The following is a 16,201-nucleotide window of genomic DNA, read 5'->3' on the forward strand; positions in this document are numbered from 1 at the left end:
TGTCGACGGAGGCGAGGTCACGCGATCTTCCCGTCGCGCACCGTGATCGTGGTGTCGGCGACAGACGCGGCGTTGGGGTCGTGCGTGACCATCACGACCAGACGGTTCGGCGCGTCGTGGGCGACCTCCGACAGCAATTGCAGGACCGACTCGCCGGTCTTGGAGTCGAGGTTGCCGGTCGGTTCGTCGGCCAGCAGGATCGACGGGTCCATGATCAGCGACCGCGCGATGGCGACGCGCTGCATCTGCCCGCCGGACAGTTCCGCCGGCCGGTGGTCGACGCGGTCGCCGAGGCCGACGCGATCGAGCAGTTCGATGGCGCGGGGCCTGGCCTTGCGCAGCGATTGGCTGTCCAGCAGTCGCGGCAACGCCACGTTCTCCCACGCCGACATCGTCGGCACCAGGTTGAAGAACTGGAACACAAAGCCGACCCGATGACGTCGGAACGCCGAGGCCTGCTCGTCGTTCAGCGAACCCAGATCGGTGCCGTCGACGGTGATGGTGCCCGACGTCGGGGTGTCCAGGGCGCCCAGGACGTGTAACAGCGTGCTCTTGCCCGCTCCCGACGGCCCGACGACGGAGGCGAACTGCCCGCCGTCGAGGGTGAGGTCGAGGCCGTCCAGCGCGCGGACCCGCTGGTCCCCCATCTGGTACTCCCGCACCAGATCAACGGCCTGGACCAGCGGTTCGTCCGCGACAGCGCTCACAGCGCGCATGGTATCCCACGGAGTTGAGGGTGCCCTCAGTTGATCTGTCGCCGGTCGAGTAGCGAGCGACCTTCTTCGGTGATCGAGTAGCGCGCGAGCCCCCCAGGGCGAGCCCGCGTATCGAGACCACACTGCGCCACAGAGGTCTCGATACGCACGCTCGTACCTCGCGGGCTACTCGACCAACGAAGAAACCTCCCGCCGGTCGAGCAGCGAGCGACCTTCCTCGGTGATCGAGTAGCGCGCGAGCCCCCCAGGGCGAGCCCGCGTATCGAGACCACACTGCGCCACAGAGGTCTCGATACGCACGCTCGTACCTCGCGGGCTACTCGACCAACGAAGAAACCTCCCGCCGGTCGAGCAGCGAGCGACCTTCCTCGGTGGTCGAGTAGCGCGCGAGCCCCCAGGGCGAGCCCGCGTATCGAGACCACACTGCGCGACAGAGGTCTCGATACGCACGCTCGTACCTCGCGGGCTACTCGACCAACGAAGAAACCTCCCGCCGGTCGAGCAGCGAGCGACCTTCCTCGGTGGTCGAGTAGCGCGCGAGCCCCCCAGGGCGAGCCCGCGTATCGAGACCACACTGCGCGACAGAGGTCTCGATACGCACGCTCGTACCTCGCGGGCTACTCGACCACCGGAGGGGACGCGGGCTACTCGACCAACGGGGAATCGCTCGCGGGCTACTCGACCAACGGGGGAGGCACGCGCTGGCTAGTCGACCGGGTTGAAGGCGGCAGCCGGATTGGGGATGAACCGCACCCAGTCGACCAGCATCCGTTTCGGGAACACCGTCGTGGGCGCGACCGGGCCCGGCCATCGGCCTCCGACGGCGAGGTTGAGCAGCACGTTCATCGGCTTGTCGAAGACCCACCGGGCGCGCGGTGGCAGCATGGACGGGATGAAGGTGCTGACCACCCGGTCGTCGATGGTCATGGCGATCAGGCCCGGCGCGCGGTGGACGGCATAGGTGTGGAACTGCGCCCCGGCGATACCCCAGAATGGTCCGGATCGGGTCAGCTGCCAATGGGTGCCGGTGTCGGTCGGCCCGTGCAGGGCCGTGTGCCACGACGTTCCGGCGTTGACGAACTCCATGATGTCGATCTCCCCCGATTCGGGGTAGCCGACCTGCTCGAGGTCGGCGCCGAGCAACCAGAACGCCGGGTGCAGCCCCGTCCCGGTGGGCACCTGGATACGGGCGGCGATCGTCCCCCACCGGAACGCGTGGTGGCCACGCGTCGTCAGCCTCGCCGACGTGATGCGGTCGCCTTCTCGCCTGGCTTCGATCACCAGGTGGCCACGCCCGTCGAGGCGGGCATTGCTGGTGGAGGACGTGTAGACCTGCTGTTCACCGTTGCCCCAACCCCCACCGCCGACGTCATGGGTCCAGATCGACGGATTCGGCGGGGCGCCGGCCGGGCCGGTGAACTCCTCGGATGCGCCGGTGCTCGCGTGCGCCGCACCACCGGGAAGCGCACCCAGCGCGGCGACCGCCACCAGGGTGGGTATCAGAAGATGTCGAACCAGCGCCGGACGATCGATCATGCACCGCTCCTCCGCTGTGTCGGTTCGGGCTCGGCGGCCGGGATCAGGCTGCCGTCCCGCGTCGGGACCGCAGCCCCGCCGAGACGTCCGCGCGCGTATCCGGCGACCGTCACGACGGCTCCCGCCACGATCGTGGCGGCCTGCGTGGCCAGATCCATCCGGGAGCGCGCGCCGTGGGCCACCCCGCCGGCGACGGAGACTCCGCCGATCACCCCGCCGACCCGCGTCAGGATTCCGTAGGGCAGGACCGCGGCGGTGTAGGTTCGTTCGCTGGCGAGTCCGTCTGCGGCGCCGACCAATCCGGACACGGCGGCCTTCGAGACGCCTTCGGCGTAGCACCGCCGGAAGAAGTAGCGCGGCGTCACCCGGTCGTCCGTCACCCGGTGCGCGACCGCCATCGCCGGATCGAACATCATTCGCACACCGGAGCGTTGCTGCGCGATCCGGATGCACATCTCCGTCTCCTCGCAGCCGAGGGGAATCCGGCCCACGCGTCCGAGCCCGGTGTGGAACCCGCCCACCGCGGTGATGTCGTCGCGGCGCAGGGACATGTTGGCGCCGATAAAGTTCCGCACGGCCTCGGTCACGATCGGCTGCCCCGGATAACTGCATCCGACCACCCAGTCGAATTCGGCGGGGAACCATCCCGGCCGACGTCCACCCGGCCACCGGGCCCGGGCGTAGCCGCCGACTCCCCGAACACGCGCGTCGGTGTACCCGGCAGCCATCCGCCCCACCCAGCCCGCGTCGGCGGTCGCGTCGTCATCAAGGAAGGCGACGACCGCCGTCCCGGCCGCCGCCACCCCGGTGTTGCGCGCACCGGACAGACCCTGCGGTCCGCGGTTGCGCAGCACCCGCACCGGCACCGTTGGCGCGGTACGGGCGACAAAGGCTTCGACGTCGTCGACGAGCTCGTCGTTGTGATCGATGACGACCACCACCTCGAAGGGCGGCGGTAGTTGTGTGACAACGGATGTGATGGACGAGCACAGGTCGTTCCATCGACGGTGTGTGTACGCGCAGATGATGACGGTGATGTCGTCGTTGTAGATGGCCCCCGATTCCATAGTCCGAGTATGACCCGCACCGGCCCACCTCGCTCACCTCTTCGCCCCACCTCGCCGACAACCAGTGCGATCACCCCAGGTGAGCGCTGTCACAACCGGCCGACAATGCGACGAACGCTTCATCATCGACAGTCGGCGGCCGCGGGACTGCCTGCGTACGAACACTTTTCGTTCATCCTCGGCGGCTGGATGACATACGTCGTTCATCAAGGCTTAACCGCAGGCCATCGTCGGCCTGTTGCGCAGGACCCGCAATGGGTCCACGATTACTCACACGGGACGAAGAAGCCGTCCCGCACCCAATCACCGTCATTCATTTTTCGGGGGAAATGAGAATGCGGATTCAACATCCTGATGTCACCGTGGTGATTCCTACGCGGAACGAGGCCAAGAACCTCCCGCACGTCGCGCGTCGTATGCCCGACGGAATCGCCGAGATCATCGTCGTCGACGGCCACTCGACCGATGACACCGTCGACGTGGCCCGGTCGCTCTGGCCGAATGCGCGCATCATCACCCAGACCCGCAAGGGCAAGGGCAATGCGCTCGCGTGCGGATTCGCCGCCGCGCGTGGACAGATCATCGTGATGATCGACGCGGACGGCTCCACCGATGCCGGGGAGATCCCGAGCTTCGTCCAATCACTCTGCGACGGCGCTGATTTCGCGAAGGGATCACGGTTCACCTATCGCGGCGGAAGCTCCGACATCACCCGGCTACGCCGGCTCGGGAACCTGGGTCTCAACGGCATCGTCAATCGGCTCTACGACGCCCGATTCACCGACCTCTGCTACGGCTACAACGCGTTCTGGCGTCACTGCCTGCCGTCGATCGGCCTGCCGAGCCCGGCCCTCGCCGAACCGCAGTGGGGTGACGGCTTCGAGGTGGAGACGTTGATGAACATCCGCGTCGCCCAGGCCGGACTGCGCATCGTCGAGGTCGCGAGCTACGAGCGCGACCGCATCCACGGCGAGAGCAATCTGAACGCCGTCACCGACGGGATACGGGTTCTCCGAACGATTTTCGATGAACGCGCAGCACGTGCGCGCACCTCCGACGGCAGCGTCGACGTCATTCATGCACCGATGGGCCGCGGTCTCGCCGCAGCCGATCTGCGCGCGTCCGCGAGCTGACCAACCACTACGAGGGAGTACACGTCCGTGGCGTTCACGACCACGGCGCTGCCCGCCCGGAAGCACACCACCCTACGGGTCCTGGTCCTCGACCAGGGGCCCGGCCTGTGGGGCGCCCAGCAATATTTGCTGCGCCTCCGACCGCTTCTGGCCGAACACGGCGTCGAACTGACCCTGGCCTGCCCGCCGGAGCTCGAACAGTACGAGCACTGGCGTTCGCGCGGCCTGCCGGTCATCCCGCTGGCACTGCCGGTGTCGCGGTCGATCCGCGACGAAACACGCATCAGCGCAGGGCGACTCACCACCGAGATACGTCGTTCGGTCGCGGTGCCGCGCCTCATCGCGCAGACCGCGGTGCGGGGACGCTACGACCTGGTGCTGGCCAACTCCCACTGGACACATCTCGATGCCGCTGTGGCGGCGCGCATGTGGCGGTTGCCGACGGTCCTCACCCTCCATGAGACGTCGATGCCCGGTGTCGGCCGACGACTTCGGGACATGGCCGTGCGGGCGGCCGGACACACGATCGCGGTCAGCGGATCGGTGGCCGAGACCGTCGGTGCCGCGGTGCGCGAGCGGGTCACCGTGATTCCCAACGGTGTCGACACCACGGTGTTCGCACCGTCCGACGAACGGCTACGACGCACGGTGCGACGTGAACTCGGCATCGACGACGACCGCCGGGTGGCGCTGGCGGCCACCCGCATCGACCCCAGCAAGCACATCGAGGATCTCGTGGAATTCGCCGCCGGACTGGACGACTCGGTCACGGTGCTGGTGGCGGGGACGACGTCGGCGTACGGCGACTACGAACAGCGCGTGCGGGAACTCGCGACGGCGCTGTCGCCCGGTCGGATGCGCTTCCTCGGTGCCCGCGACGACATCCCTCGGCTGCTGGGGGCGTCAGACCTGTACGTGCACACCGGGCTCATCGAGGGCATGCCGCTCGGGGTGATCGAGGCCCAGGCCGCCGGGGTACCGGTGGTGGCGTACGAGGCGGCCGGGGTGCGAGAGGCGGTTCGCCACGGCGAGACCGGTTACGTTGTGGCGCCGCGAGATACCGTCGGACTCCGCGACGCCGGTCGGCGCGTGTTCGGGTCCGAGTCCCTGCGGCGACGACTCGGTGAGCAGGCGCGCTCCCATGTGCTCGACCGGCACCGGCTCGACGATCAGGCCGCCGCGAACGCGGAGTTGTTGCGCGAGGTGTGCTGGTCCCCGACGCCGTCTCCGGTTGCGGCGGCGTCGTGAGTACCTCACTGCGACAGCGACGCTCACCGGGACATCCGAATGCCCGACGACTGCGCGCCATCATCTCCGGGTCGATCGCGGTCGACTCGGCGGCACTGATCACCACCTCGGTCCTGACGGCGGTGACCGGCATCGCGTTCTGGACCGTCGTCGCCCGGCTCATCCCTCCTCACGAACTGGGGGTGCAGACCGCGTTGCTGTCGCTGATGACGATGGCCGGCACGGTTGCCGCCTCCGGCGCAGGCAACGCGATGACCGCGATGATCCCCGCCACCCCGGCGCCCTCGCGTGGACGCCTGCTGCGGCAGGCGACCGTGGTCGTGCTGGTCGGCGCCGCCCTCGCCGGCGTGGTCTCCGGCGCGCTCGGCGCGGTCACCATCGACCAGCGGGCATCGTCGGTGGCCGTCCTCGCCGCGGTCGCCGTGGGGTCGATCATCATGGCGTTCTTCGCATTCAAGGACACCGTCTTGACCGCCCTGTCGGTGGCCCGCCACCTCCCGCTACTCAACATGGCGGGCGCGATCGTCAAGATCGGCCTGGTGCCGCTGCTGTTGCTGTGCACCGTGCCCGACGCCGCGGTGGCCGCGACGTTGGCCGCCGCGATCCTGACCTGTGCGGTCGCGGTGTTCGTCATCCGTCGAGCGATGGACCGGGAGGTTCCCGGCGACGACTTCATCCGCGACCACGACCGACGGCAGCTGATCGGCTTCACCCTGCGCGACGGGACGGCGAGCCTGATCTCCATGGGCCCGCTGCTCGGCGCGCCGTTTCTGGTGACCTGGCTCGCCGGACCGGTGCAGGGCGCCATGCTCGCGCTGATGCTGCCCATCTCGCAGGGCCTGGACTACGTCTCCATCGGTGCCGCCACCGCCCTGACCAAACACCTTCCCACCGCGACGGATCCGGCGGCCACCATCACCCGCATCTGGTGGCTCACACAGGCCGCGGTGCTGCTGGTCGGCGCCGTGCTGCTCGTCGCGGTGGCGCCGGTGCTGTTCGGGTTCTTCGGGCAGGACTACGACCACGCCACCCTGTGGGTGACCCTGGCGCTCCTGTGCGTCGGATCAGCCGCCCGGGTCGGGTTCGTGACGTGGGCTGCGGTACTGCGCGCCACCCTGGCGACCCGAACCCTGCTGATCACCAACCTCACCATGAGTGCGCTGTCCTTGCCGATCCTGATGGTGCTCACCGCCCGGTGGGGCGCGATCGGCGCGGCCGGGGGGCTCGCGATCGGATCTGCGCTGCTCGGCGCGGTCGGCTGCTGGGGACTGTGGACACGACGCCGCGCCCAGCACACACCTGCGGCCGGAGCGCCAGACGTGGAGGTGATCCGATGACGCGGGTCGTATTGGTCAACGCCTGGCACGACGACAACAAGGGCGACTCGGCGATCACCACCGGCGTCCTCCGGCTGGTCGAGCAGAGCCGGCCCGACGCCGACGTCACCGTCGTCGGCCTCACCGAAGGTGCCGGACCCACCGCGATCGGCAGCCGGCACGTTGCGCGTGCGCATCCCGAAGCGCGGATACTGCCGATGCCGGTACCCACCGAGCTACGCGGAAAGCGCACGGCCACACCACTGTTCGACGTCCCGATCTGGTTGGCGCGGTTGACGCCGTCGGCGGCCATGATGGCGGCCGGGCGTCCGCTGGCCGGCTTCGCGTCGCTGTTCGACGACGCCGACCTCGTCGTCGGGGTCGGCGGGTCCAACCTGTACAGCGACGCGTCGGTGCACCCGCTGGTGAGCATGGCGCGACTGTTCACACTCACCGCCGGTCTCCGGACCGCGCAGATGATGAGCATCCCCACCGTCCTGCTCGGCCACACCCTCGGCCCGTTCCCGCGGGCCCGGCGCCGGACCGCGGCGATGGCGCGGCGGATGCTGTCGTCGGCGTCGGCGACCGTCGTCCGGGACCCCGCGTCGCTGGATGTCGCGACCCACCTCGGTCTGCGGCGGGCGGAGCTCGCACCCGACATGGCGTACGCGATCGAACCCGCTGTTTCCGAACGTGTCTCGGCGATCGTCGACTCGCTTCCCGCCTCGCCACGGCGGACGGCGGTGATCGCGCTGCGCGCCCACCCGTCGCTCGGCGCCGACGCGGACAAGCGGGTTCGTGACGAACTGGTGACTGCCGCACAGATGTTGCGCGACCGTGGACTCATCGATCACGTGCTGGTGGTGGCCCACACCCTGGGCCCCACCGACATCGAGGACGACCGGCCGATCTCCCGCGCACTGACCGAGGCGCTGCGCCGGGCGGGTGTGTCCGCACAGTACGTCGACGACGACCTCGGCCCCGAAGAACTCGCCGCCCTGTACGGCGCCGCCGGTGCGATGATCGCGGTGCGACTGCACGCGGCGGTCCTCGCGCTGCTCTCGGGCACACCGACATTCGCGATCGGCTACTTCTCCACCAAGTCGGCCGGGGTGATGGCGTCGGCGGGTCTCGCCGACTGCGTCGCCGACTTCACCGACGTCACCGCCGAAGCCGTCGTCAGCGCCCTCTCCCCGCGGATGACCGATCCCACCGCGCGGTCGCGGCTCGCCGCGATCAGCCACAACCACCGCACCGAACTGACCCGCCGCGCCGCCGACTGGCTGCAGCCGCCACCGACCGATCCGACCTCCGAGCACCACCGCACACGCCAGACAGGGGACGCACACGATGCACGCACATGATGAGGACCCCGGGAGCACCGGGAGCGACCAGATCACCGAACTGTTCCCGATCCTGGCTGCCGAGGACGCCGGCCCACTCGACCCGGGCGCACGGTGGGTCGGCGAGATCCAGATCGGGGATCGACTCGCCGACGAGGTGAGCCTGCGGGGCGGCGAAGGATACACGCGCGCACGGCTGTTGGTCCGCGACGGGACCTCGGTGCGCGGCTTCGTCGATGTCGGGGTGGAAGGCGGAGCCGTCCTCGGCCGTGAGGTGAGACGGGAGGCGTCGCGGTTGCCCGTTGCGACGACTGCGGTGCCGGCCGCGTCTGCATCTGCCGCCCTGCCGGTATCGGTGGTGGTCTGCACCCGCGACCGCACACCCGAGGTCGCCCGGGTTGTCGATTCGCTTCTGGCAATGGACCATCCGCTGTTCGAGGTGGTCATCGTCGACAATGCCGCGTCGTCGCTGGACACCTGGCGCTACGTGGACACCCACCACGACCCGCGCGTGCGGGTGATCCACGCATCGGTGCCGGGACTGGCCGCGGCCCGTAACCGTGGTCTCGAGGCGGCCCGCCACGACATCGTCGCGTTCACCGACGACGACGTGGTGGTGGACCGACACTGGTTGAGCTGCCTCACCCGGTCGTTCGCCGATCCCGCCGTCGGGTGCGTCACCGGTCTGGTACCCGCCGCGCAGTTGCGCACCACGTCGCAGGTGGTGTTCGAGCAGCGCGTCGGATGGTCGTCGAGCCTGGCCCGTCGCGCGTACCGGCTGAGCGACCGCGACGAGCACGGTGCACTGTTCCCGTTCCGCGTCGCCGACTACGGCACCGGCGCCAACTTCGCCGTCCGACGCAGCGCCGCATTCGAACTCGGCGGCTTCGACGAGGCGCTGGGCGCCGGGTCACCGACCCGGGGCGGCGAGGACATCGACTGGTTCGTCCGCACCCTGGTCGGCGGCCACACGCTGGTCTTCGATCCGGATGCCATCACCTGGCACCAGCATCGGGAGGACGACGCGGCACTGCTGTCGCAGGCGCACGGGTACGGACTGGGGCTCGGGGCGTGGCTCACCAAGGTGGCGCTGGATCGCCGGCTGGCGCCACTGGCGTTGTCGCGGTCCGGAATTGCGTTGCGCCACCTGTTGACGTCGGTCGGGGCACGCTCCGCCGGGGCCGACGAACGGCCGGAAGGGGCCGCACCCATGTCAGGGCCCGGCACAACCAGGGCACGCGCCGCCAACCACGACACCGTGTCCGGCGCCGGCCGCGAGGAGATCTCCGGTCTACTGGGCGGGCCGCGCGCATTGCTGACGGCACGTGCGCAGGGCCGCAAGGCCGCACCGTTCCGGTCGTTCGCACCCCGGATGCCGGTGGTCGCGGCGGTCGACGCGCAAGGAGGCCCGTCATCGTCGCAGTGATACCCACCGGTTCCGCCGGCTCCGTCGACGCCCCGACGGAGCCGATCGGACTCCGCGCACCCATTCCGCTCGGACCCGCGGTTGCCGCGGCGTCCGGTGTGGCGGCTTTCGTGTCGCTCATCCCGCTGCCGGCCCTCGTTCGACTGATCCTGTTGGCACCCATGATGATCGGCGGTCTCGGTGCCGCCGTCGCCTGGCCGCTGCGCCTGCCGACGCACCTGCGCATGGCGCTGTATCCCACGGTGGGGATCGCCGCTCCGATCGGGTTGACGACGTCGTTGCTGTGGCTGAGCAGCTATTCTCCGGCCGCGGTGACCGCCACGTTGGCGACGGTCTGCCTCGTCTCGGGTGTGCTGGGTATCCGCCGGTTCGGTGTCGACCAGACGCGAGACGACCTGCGGCAACGCCTGTCCCACCTGCAACTCGGGCGACGACTACGCGGGATCTCGGCATCGCGAAGGATGCGGACACTGTCGACCCTGATGGTGCTGTGGCTCGTCGGGCTCGTGTTGGCGTCGGGGGCCGACGCGGGGCTGTTCGGGTTGCTGTTCACCCCGGGCGGGGCGGTGATGGCCACCGCACTGGTCGGCACGGTCATCGTGTTCATGTGGTGCGTGATCTCCGACGACACGGTCGGCGCGACGTCGGCGATCGGCGCCGCGATCGTCATCATCCGGTTCCCGGTGTCACTGCTGACCGAGGTGCCGATCTACGCGTGGACCTACAAGCACATCGGCCTCGTCGACTTCGTCGGCGACACCGGTTCGCTGCCGCCGTCGTTCGTCGACATCTACACCCGCTGGCCCGGGTTCTTCGCCGGCGCCGCCTGGTTCAGCGCGGCGACCGGGATCGATCCGATCGATGTCGCGCACTGGTTCGCGCCCGTCATGCACATTTTGCTGGCCGCAGCGATCTGGGGTCTCGCACGCGCCCTGGGCCTGTCGGTGCGCGCGGGCCTGATCGCCGTGATGTGTGCCGAACTCGTCAACTGGGTGGGTCAGGACTACTTCGCGCCGCAGTCGGTCGCGCTGCTGCTGGCGGTGACCGTCATCGCCCTGTTCGCCGGATCCCGAACCCAGACCGCCGCGGCCTACTTCGCGATCCCCCTGGTAGGTGTGATCGCGGTGAGCCACCAGCTGACACCGGTGTGGGTCCTCGGCTGCGGCGGGCTGCTGACCCTGCTCAACCGGGTACGGCCGATCTGGTTGATCGCGGCGTGCGGCGGAGTGTGGCTGGCCTACATCCTGCCGCGGCTGTCGTCGGTCATGAAGTACGGCCTGTTCACCGGCTCCAATCCACTCGACAACGCCCGCACCAACATCGGCGGCGCCACCGGCGACTCGGCGGCGCGCTCGTTCACCGAGGCCGTCGACCGCGGTGTCGCATTTGCCGTGTGGTTGGGCGCCGCACTCGCTTTCGTGTACCTGTGGCGACGCGGGCGGGCCGACTGGGCGCTGCCGGTGGTCGCGTTCTCGCCGATCCTGCTGCTCGCCGGACAGAGCTACGGCGGCGAGGCCATCTTCCGCGTGTTCCTGTACTCGCTGGTCGGCTGCAGCATCCTGGTCGGCGCCGCACTCGCGCAGATCCTGCCCGACCGTACCGACCCGGCACCCTCGATGCGGCGCCCGCGACTGCGGACCACCGTGGTGACCGCCCTGATCGGCATCGTCGCGGTCGGCGCGTTCCACGGCTACTACAGCGGCTGGTCCTACAACGTCATCACCAAATCTCAAGTGGCGCTGAGCCGGGAGATGCTGTCCGAGGCCGAACCGTCCACGGTCATGGTGCGGATGGCGCCGGCGGGCTGGCCGGAGCGTCCGAGCGGCGACTACGTGCGGATCGCCGAGGCCAATCCGGGCTACGACCGCCCGCTGGTGTTCCTGAAGAACTCGCTCTCCCGCGGCTTCCCGACCGACGAGGACATCGAGTTCCTCGACAACCTCGGCCGATTCGCCGGCGGCGGCTTCTATCTGATCCTGCCGCGCCAGATGTCGGTGTACAGCGACTACTTCGGATACTTCCGCACCGGCGCGATCGACTCGCTGATCGCCCGACTCGACTCCGAATCCAACTGGCGCCGTGACCACTCCGATGCGGACACGATCATCTTCCGCTACGAGCACGTGCCCACCGAGGACGAACCATGGTGATGCGGGCGGGGGTGACGCGGACGGGGGTGACCCCGACCCTGCTGGACCGAGCCGCGGGCGACGCGCGGGTCGTCGTCGGCATGGGCCCGTTGACGCTGCCGTCGCGCGACGAGATCGCCGACGAATTCGTGCGCCTGGCAACGGTGTCGGCGGGCAACCGGCTCGGCCTGCACCGTGATCGACGAACCGGTGGGCGGCGGTGGCACCACGATCCCCGGATGCTCGGCGAGTCGGTCCGCAGCTGGTCCGACGACTTCCCGGGCACCGACCACCTCGACCTCGCGGACAAGCTGACCCTGTTGCGCCGTACCAGGCCGACCCCGGACGGTCTGCGGGTGTACGTCGCCGGCGATCATCTGATCACCGATCTGCCGCACGCCGTCTTCGGTGGCGGCATGGTGGTGCGGCTCTGGGTGTATCTGTCGCAGTGTGCATCTCGTCCGACACCCGACTGGGCGGTGACACCGGCGCAGCGTCCACACGTGCTGCGGGCGATGGCCCGGCATGTCGCCGGACGCCCACGCAGCGTGGCCGAACTGTTCGCCGAGGGACGGCACAAGGTGCCGGAAGTCACGGGCGGCGACGACGCACCGTCCGGCTCGACCAGCGACATGCAGTCGACGGCGTTGCCGAGCACCGTGACCGGGTATCTGGACGTGGCGCGACGCGCGGAGCTGCAGAAGTGGCGTGACGCCAACACGCCCGGGTGCTCGATGGCGGTGCTGCTGATGTGTGTGCTGACCCGCGGATTCGCCGCCGCCGGTGTGGATCTGGCACCCACCGCGCACGTGGTCGTCGACGCCGGCCGCTACGACCGATCGTTGGCGCACTACCTGGGCAATGCGGCAGTGGGACTGAATCTTCCGTTCCCCCGCCCGAACGATCCGACCGTGCTGCAGCGCGAGTTGTCGGCGGCGATGGCGTCGGGCCGTCCGCTGGCCGCCATGCTGGCGATCTCGGCAGGCGAGCTCGCGGCGTCGACGCGACACCGTCTGGGACGACCTGACGAACAGCATGTCGAGCCGGTCGCGGAGTCGTCGGCGACGTTGTCGTTCAGCCATCTCCTCGGCCTGGACGCCATGCCGGACGGCCACTGGGTCGGCGGGTTCGACGCCCACCGCTTCGCCGCCGTCAGTGACCCGGTCGGTGCGCGCGGGATCGCGCTGCTCACCCCGAAGATGCGGGACCGCTACGACATCTCGGCGTCGTTCGACGCCCGCTACCACGAGCCGGAGACCATCCGGCGGGCGCTGCACCTCGCGACCGCCGATCCGGTGGCGATCCTCGACGCGCCTGCAGCCCTCGACCTGGGAGAGGTCCCGTGACCCCACGCTTCATCCGACGCCCCGTGCACGCCGTCGGGCGCTATCTCCGTAACCTGTTCCGGGCGCCGAACGGCGCATGCCCCGTGCCGATCTGGGTCGCCGCCGGGTCGGTGGCCGTCACGGCCCTGTTGGTGGCTGCCGGGATCGACGCCGCGGCCAGCGGCAAGCTGCAGTCGAACGATCTGGTGGCCCTGCAGACCGACCTCGGGCTGGTCGCGTCCGACGACTTCTCCGGGGCCGCCGGCACATTGCCGAGCGCACGCATGTGGAACATCCGCACCGGTGACGGCGGGTGGGGCAACGACGAGAAGCAGACCTACACCGACTCACCGGACAACGTGTCGCTCGACGGCGAGGGCAATCTGCGGATCGTGGCCCGCCAGGACGGCGACGACGTGACATCGGCGCGGATCGACACGCTCGGCAAGCTGGACACGTCGAACGGTCTGCTCGCGGTGCGGGCCCGGATGCCGGAGGGCCAGGGGATCCATCCGGCGATCTGGATGCTCGGGTCGGGCCTCGAGGTGGTCGGATATCCGGAATCGGGCGAGATCGACATCTACGAGCACGTAAACTCGGTGCGCGACAACTCGGTCGGTGCGATCGGACCGCGCACCGACCTGTCGGTCAAGGTGCCGTGGAAGGTGCAGCGACGGCTGCCCGAGGCCCTGGCTGGCACACCGGGCGAATACCACACGTACTGGGTGTACCGGGAGCCCGGACTCATCCAGATCGGCCTCGACGGCACAACCGTGATGGAGCTGACACCCGACGACATCCCGCCGAGGTCGGTGTGGGTGATGGACGACCCGTTCTTCGTCGTGCTGAATGTCGCCGCCGGCGGCGAATGGCCGGGCCCGGTCGGCGATTCGGCACTGCCCGCCGAGATGTCGGTGGACTGGGTGAGGATGTACGGCTGATGCGAGAACACCTGCACCGCTTCGCCTTCTGCGCACTGGCCGTCCTGGCGGTCGTGGTGGCCGGCTGTAGCAGCCCGCCACCTGCGGACGATCCCGGAGCGGGGATCGTCACCGACGACCTCGGCCCGGACATGCGCGCCTACCGCGAGGACAACGCCGAGCCGGCCGGCATCGTCGTCTGGTTTCACGGGATGGACTCCGACGGAACCGAATTCGGACACAATCCGAAACACCGACATTTCGCCGAACCGTTCCTGCGGGACGGGTGGGTGGTGGTGTCGGCGTCGGCCGGCGGCAATTCGTTCGGCAACGAGACCGCGATGACGGACTATCGGCGGCTGATCAACCGGGCCCGAGCCGAATACGGCACGCGTCGAATGCTGTTCGCGGGCGAGTCGATGGGGGTGCTGCCGGCGCTGCGGCTCTATGCCGAGCCCGAGTTCGCCGGGATCGTCGGCCTCGTCGGGGTGTCACCGCTGACCGGTCTGCCACCGACGCTGCGCGGTGTCGACTTCATCGTCGACGCCTGGGACGGGCCGGTGCCGCAGAGCGCAGACCCGTTGTCGTCGAAGGCAGCCGTGTACGAGCAGCGGCGGATGCTGTTCTTCTACTCGACCGGCGACACCGTGGTCCCGTCGGCCGCCGGTGCCCGCGCGTTCGCGATCCGCTTCGGCAAGGCCGCCACCGTCACCCTGGAGATCTGCGAGGGCGACCACGTGGACGGCAGTTGCTACGGCGGTGACGCCGCGCTCGCGTTCGCCGAGCACGACCGGCGCTGATCGTGGCCCGGATGTCCGTGCACATCACCGCAGAGCGTGCCCGATTGGATTATCCAGTCGACGGTGCTGTGCGGTGATGCTCGCGGTCCCGCGGCGCGGACATTAGTGAGTGGCGGCGGTCCAGCGGCCGGTGGCGAAGAACTCATAGAGCACCGCGATCGCCTCGGCGGGGTGGAATCCGTGCTCCGCGAGCCAATCGTCGTCGAAGTAGGTGTTGGTGTAGCGGTCACCGGAGTCACACAGCAGGGTGACGATGCTGCCCGGGCGACGCTCCGCAGCCATCTCCGCGACGATCTGCAACGCACCCCACAGGTTGGTGCCGGTGGATGCGCCGACGCGCCGCCCGAGGCGTTCGCTGATCACGCGGGCCGTCGCGATGGACGCATCGTCGGGGACGCCGATCATGCGGTCGATGACCTGCGAGACGAACGACGGCTCCACCCGCGGTCGGCCGATGCCCTCGATGCGGGATCCGGCCCCCGACGTCAACGCCCCGTTCGCGGTGTCGTAGGCGGGCAGGAACACCGAGTTCTCCGGGTCCACCACGGCCAGCCAGGTGGGGTGGCGCCGATACCGTACGTAGCGGCCCAGGGTCGCCGACGTGCCGCCCGTGCCGGCGCCCACCACGATCCAGGTCGGGATCGGATGATCCTCCTCGGCCATCTGCGCGAAGATCGACTCGGCGATGTTGTTGTTGCCGCGCCAGTCCGTGGCCCGTTCGGCCATCGTGAACTGGTCGATGAAATGTCCACCGAGTTCGGCCTCGAGTCGCAGAGCCTCGTCGTACACGTCGCCGGCACGTTCCACGAAGTGGCATCGGCCGCCCTCGCGTTCGATCAGCGCGGTCTTGGACGGCGAAGTGTTGGAGGTCATGACCGCGATGAACGGGACGCCGATGAGTTTCGCGAAGTACGCCTCGCTGACCGCGGTGGAGCCCGACGACGCCTCGATGACCGTGGTGCCCTCGGTGACCCACCCGTTGCAGATCGCGTAGAGGAACAGCGACCGGGCCAGGCGATGTTTGAGCGAACCGGTGGGATGGGTGCTCTCGTCCTTGAGGTACAGCTCGATGCCGGTGTCGCGGCCGTCGCCGTCGGTCCAGCGCGACCATTCCGGCAGGGCGACGCGATGCAGGTGGGTGTCGGCGCTACGATGGCCGTCGGCCTCGATCAGCCGGACCGCGTTCTCCGACCAGGCCCGATCGGCGCGATGGTCGACGACTCTGGTCGGCTTCACTCGGGC

At 69.4% G+C, this 16,201-nt stretch carries 13 protein-coding genes; 9 read left to right on the forward strand and 4 right to left on the reverse strand.

Features of this window, described 5'->3' with window-relative positions:
* Positions 1-17: 17 nt before the first annotated feature.
* The 3 genes from V1Y59_RS20135 to V1Y59_RS20145 form a co-directional block, all read right to left on the reverse strand.
* Positions 18-716, reverse strand: a complete 699-nt coding sequence (locus V1Y59_RS20135) for an ABC transporter ATP-binding protein (RefSeq protein ID WP_431309239.1) — start codon at positions 714-716, stop codon at positions 18-20.
* 705 nt (positions 717-1,421) lie between these two features.
* The gene (locus V1Y59_RS20140; protein WP_330506822.1) at positions 1,422-2,252 is read right to left on the reverse strand and encodes a glycoside hydrolase family 16 protein; all 831 of its coding nucleotides are present in this window, start codon (positions 2,250-2,252) and stop codon (positions 1,422-1,424) included.
* A complete protein-coding gene (locus tag V1Y59_RS20145; RefSeq protein WP_330506823.1) occupies positions 2,249-3,319 on the reverse strand; it encodes a glycosyltransferase family 2 protein in 1,071 nt (356 codons plus the stop codon). The genes V1Y59_RS20140 and V1Y59_RS20145 overlap by 4 nt, the downstream gene beginning before the upstream one ends.
* Before the next feature lie 335 nt (positions 3,320-3,654).
* Here V1Y59_RS20145 and V1Y59_RS20150 point away from each other — a divergent pair, with 335 nt between their 5' ends.
* From V1Y59_RS20150 to V1Y59_RS20190, 9 genes are read left to right on the forward strand one after another with little or no spacing between them, the layout of a single operon-like run.
* Positions 3,655-4,452 (forward strand): glycosyltransferase family 2 protein, encoded by a 798-nt coding sequence (locus tag V1Y59_RS20150; protein ID WP_330506824.1) that lies wholly within the window; start codon positions 3,655-3,657, stop codon positions 4,450-4,452.
* Positions 4,453-4,479: 27 nt separating this feature from the next.
* Positions 4,480-5,700: a glycosyltransferase family 4 protein gene (locus tag V1Y59_RS20155; RefSeq protein ID WP_330506825.1), complete on the forward strand. Its 1,221-nt coding sequence runs from the start codon at positions 4,480-4,482 to the stop codon at positions 5,698-5,700.
* Positions 5,697-7,037: a polysaccharide biosynthesis protein gene (locus tag V1Y59_RS20160; protein WP_330506826.1), complete on the forward strand. Its 1,341-nt coding sequence runs from the start codon at positions 5,697-5,699 to the stop codon at positions 7,035-7,037. The genes V1Y59_RS20155 and V1Y59_RS20160 overlap by 4 nt, the downstream gene beginning before the upstream one ends.
* Positions 7,034-8,380, forward strand: coding sequence for a polysaccharide pyruvyl transferase family protein (locus V1Y59_RS20165; protein ID WP_330506827.1), 1,347 nt, complete (start codon positions 7,034-7,036; stop codon positions 8,378-8,380). Before V1Y59_RS20160 ends, V1Y59_RS20165 begins: the two co-directional genes overlap by 4 nt.
* A complete protein-coding gene (locus V1Y59_RS20170) occupies positions 8,367-9,785 on the forward strand; it encodes a glycosyltransferase family 2 protein (RefSeq protein ID WP_330506828.1) in 1,419 nt (472 codons plus the stop codon). The genes V1Y59_RS20165 and V1Y59_RS20170 overlap by 14 nt, the downstream gene beginning before the upstream one ends.
* Positions 9,782-11,935 (forward strand): hypothetical protein, encoded by a 2,154-nt coding sequence (locus tag V1Y59_RS20175; protein ID WP_330506829.1) that lies wholly within the window; start codon positions 9,782-9,784, stop codon positions 11,933-11,935. The genes V1Y59_RS20170 and V1Y59_RS20175 overlap by 4 nt, the downstream gene beginning before the upstream one ends.
* Complete coding sequence (locus tag V1Y59_RS20180; protein ID WP_330506830.1) at positions 11,929-13,260, forward strand: hypothetical protein; 1,332 nt, start codon at positions 11,929-11,931, stop codon at positions 13,258-13,260. Before V1Y59_RS20175 ends, V1Y59_RS20180 begins: the two co-directional genes overlap by 7 nt.
* Entirely contained in the window at positions 13,257-14,180 is a 924-nt protein-coding gene (locus tag V1Y59_RS20185; RefSeq protein ID WP_330506831.1) for a glycoside hydrolase family 16 protein, read from the forward strand. The genes V1Y59_RS20180 and V1Y59_RS20185 overlap by 4 nt, the downstream gene beginning before the upstream one ends.
* On the forward strand, positions 14,180-14,959 hold the full coding sequence (locus tag V1Y59_RS20190; protein ID WP_330506832.1) for an alpha/beta hydrolase: 780 nt from the start codon (positions 14,180-14,182) through the stop codon (positions 14,957-14,959). Before V1Y59_RS20185 ends, V1Y59_RS20190 begins: the two co-directional genes overlap by 1 nt.
* Positions 14,960-15,061: 102 nt before the next feature.
* Here the strand turns inward: V1Y59_RS20190 and cds1 are convergent, their stop codons facing one another.
* Complete coding sequence (gene cds1, locus V1Y59_RS20195) at positions 15,062-16,195, reverse strand: L-cysteine desulfhydrase Cds1 (protein WP_330506833.1); 1,134 nt, start codon at positions 16,193-16,195, stop codon at positions 15,062-15,064.
* Positions 16,196-16,201: the final 6 nt, after the last annotated feature.

This window comes from Gordonia prachuapensis (assembly GCF_036350515.1).
In the GTDB taxonomy this organism is placed as follows: domain Bacteria; phylum Actinomycetota; class Actinomycetes; order Mycobacteriales; family Mycobacteriaceae; genus Gordonia; species Gordonia prachuapensis.

Coding starts and splice junctions, on each gene's coding strand:
- V1Y59_RS20170 (WP_330506828.1), top strand. CDS start 8,367: ATGCACGCACATGATGAGGACCCCGGGAGCACCGGGAGCGACCAGATC.
- V1Y59_RS20150 (WP_330506824.1), top strand. CDS start 3,655: ATGCGGATTCAACATCCTGATGTCACCGTGGTGATTCCTACGCGGAAC.
- V1Y59_RS20140 (WP_330506822.1), bottom strand. CDS start 2,252: ATGATCGATCGTCCGGCGCTGGTTCGACATCTTCTGATACCCACCCTG.
- V1Y59_RS20165 (WP_330506827.1), top strand. CDS start 7,034: ATGACGCGGGTCGTATTGGTCAACGCCTGGCACGACGACAACAAGGGC.
- V1Y59_RS20190 (WP_330506832.1), top strand. CDS start 14,180: ATGCGAGAACACCTGCACCGCTTCGCCTTCTGCGCACTGGCCGTCCTG.
- V1Y59_RS20145 (WP_330506823.1), bottom strand. CDS start 3,319: ATGGAATCGGGGGCCATCTACAACGACGACATCACCGTCATCATCTGC.
- V1Y59_RS20135 (WP_431309239.1), bottom strand. CDS start 716: ATGCGCGCTGTGAGCGCTGTCGCGGACGAACCGCTGGTCCAGGCCGTT.
- V1Y59_RS20180 (WP_330506830.1), top strand. CDS start 11,929: ATGGTGATGCGGGCGGGGGTGACGCGGACGGGGGTGACCCCGACCCTG.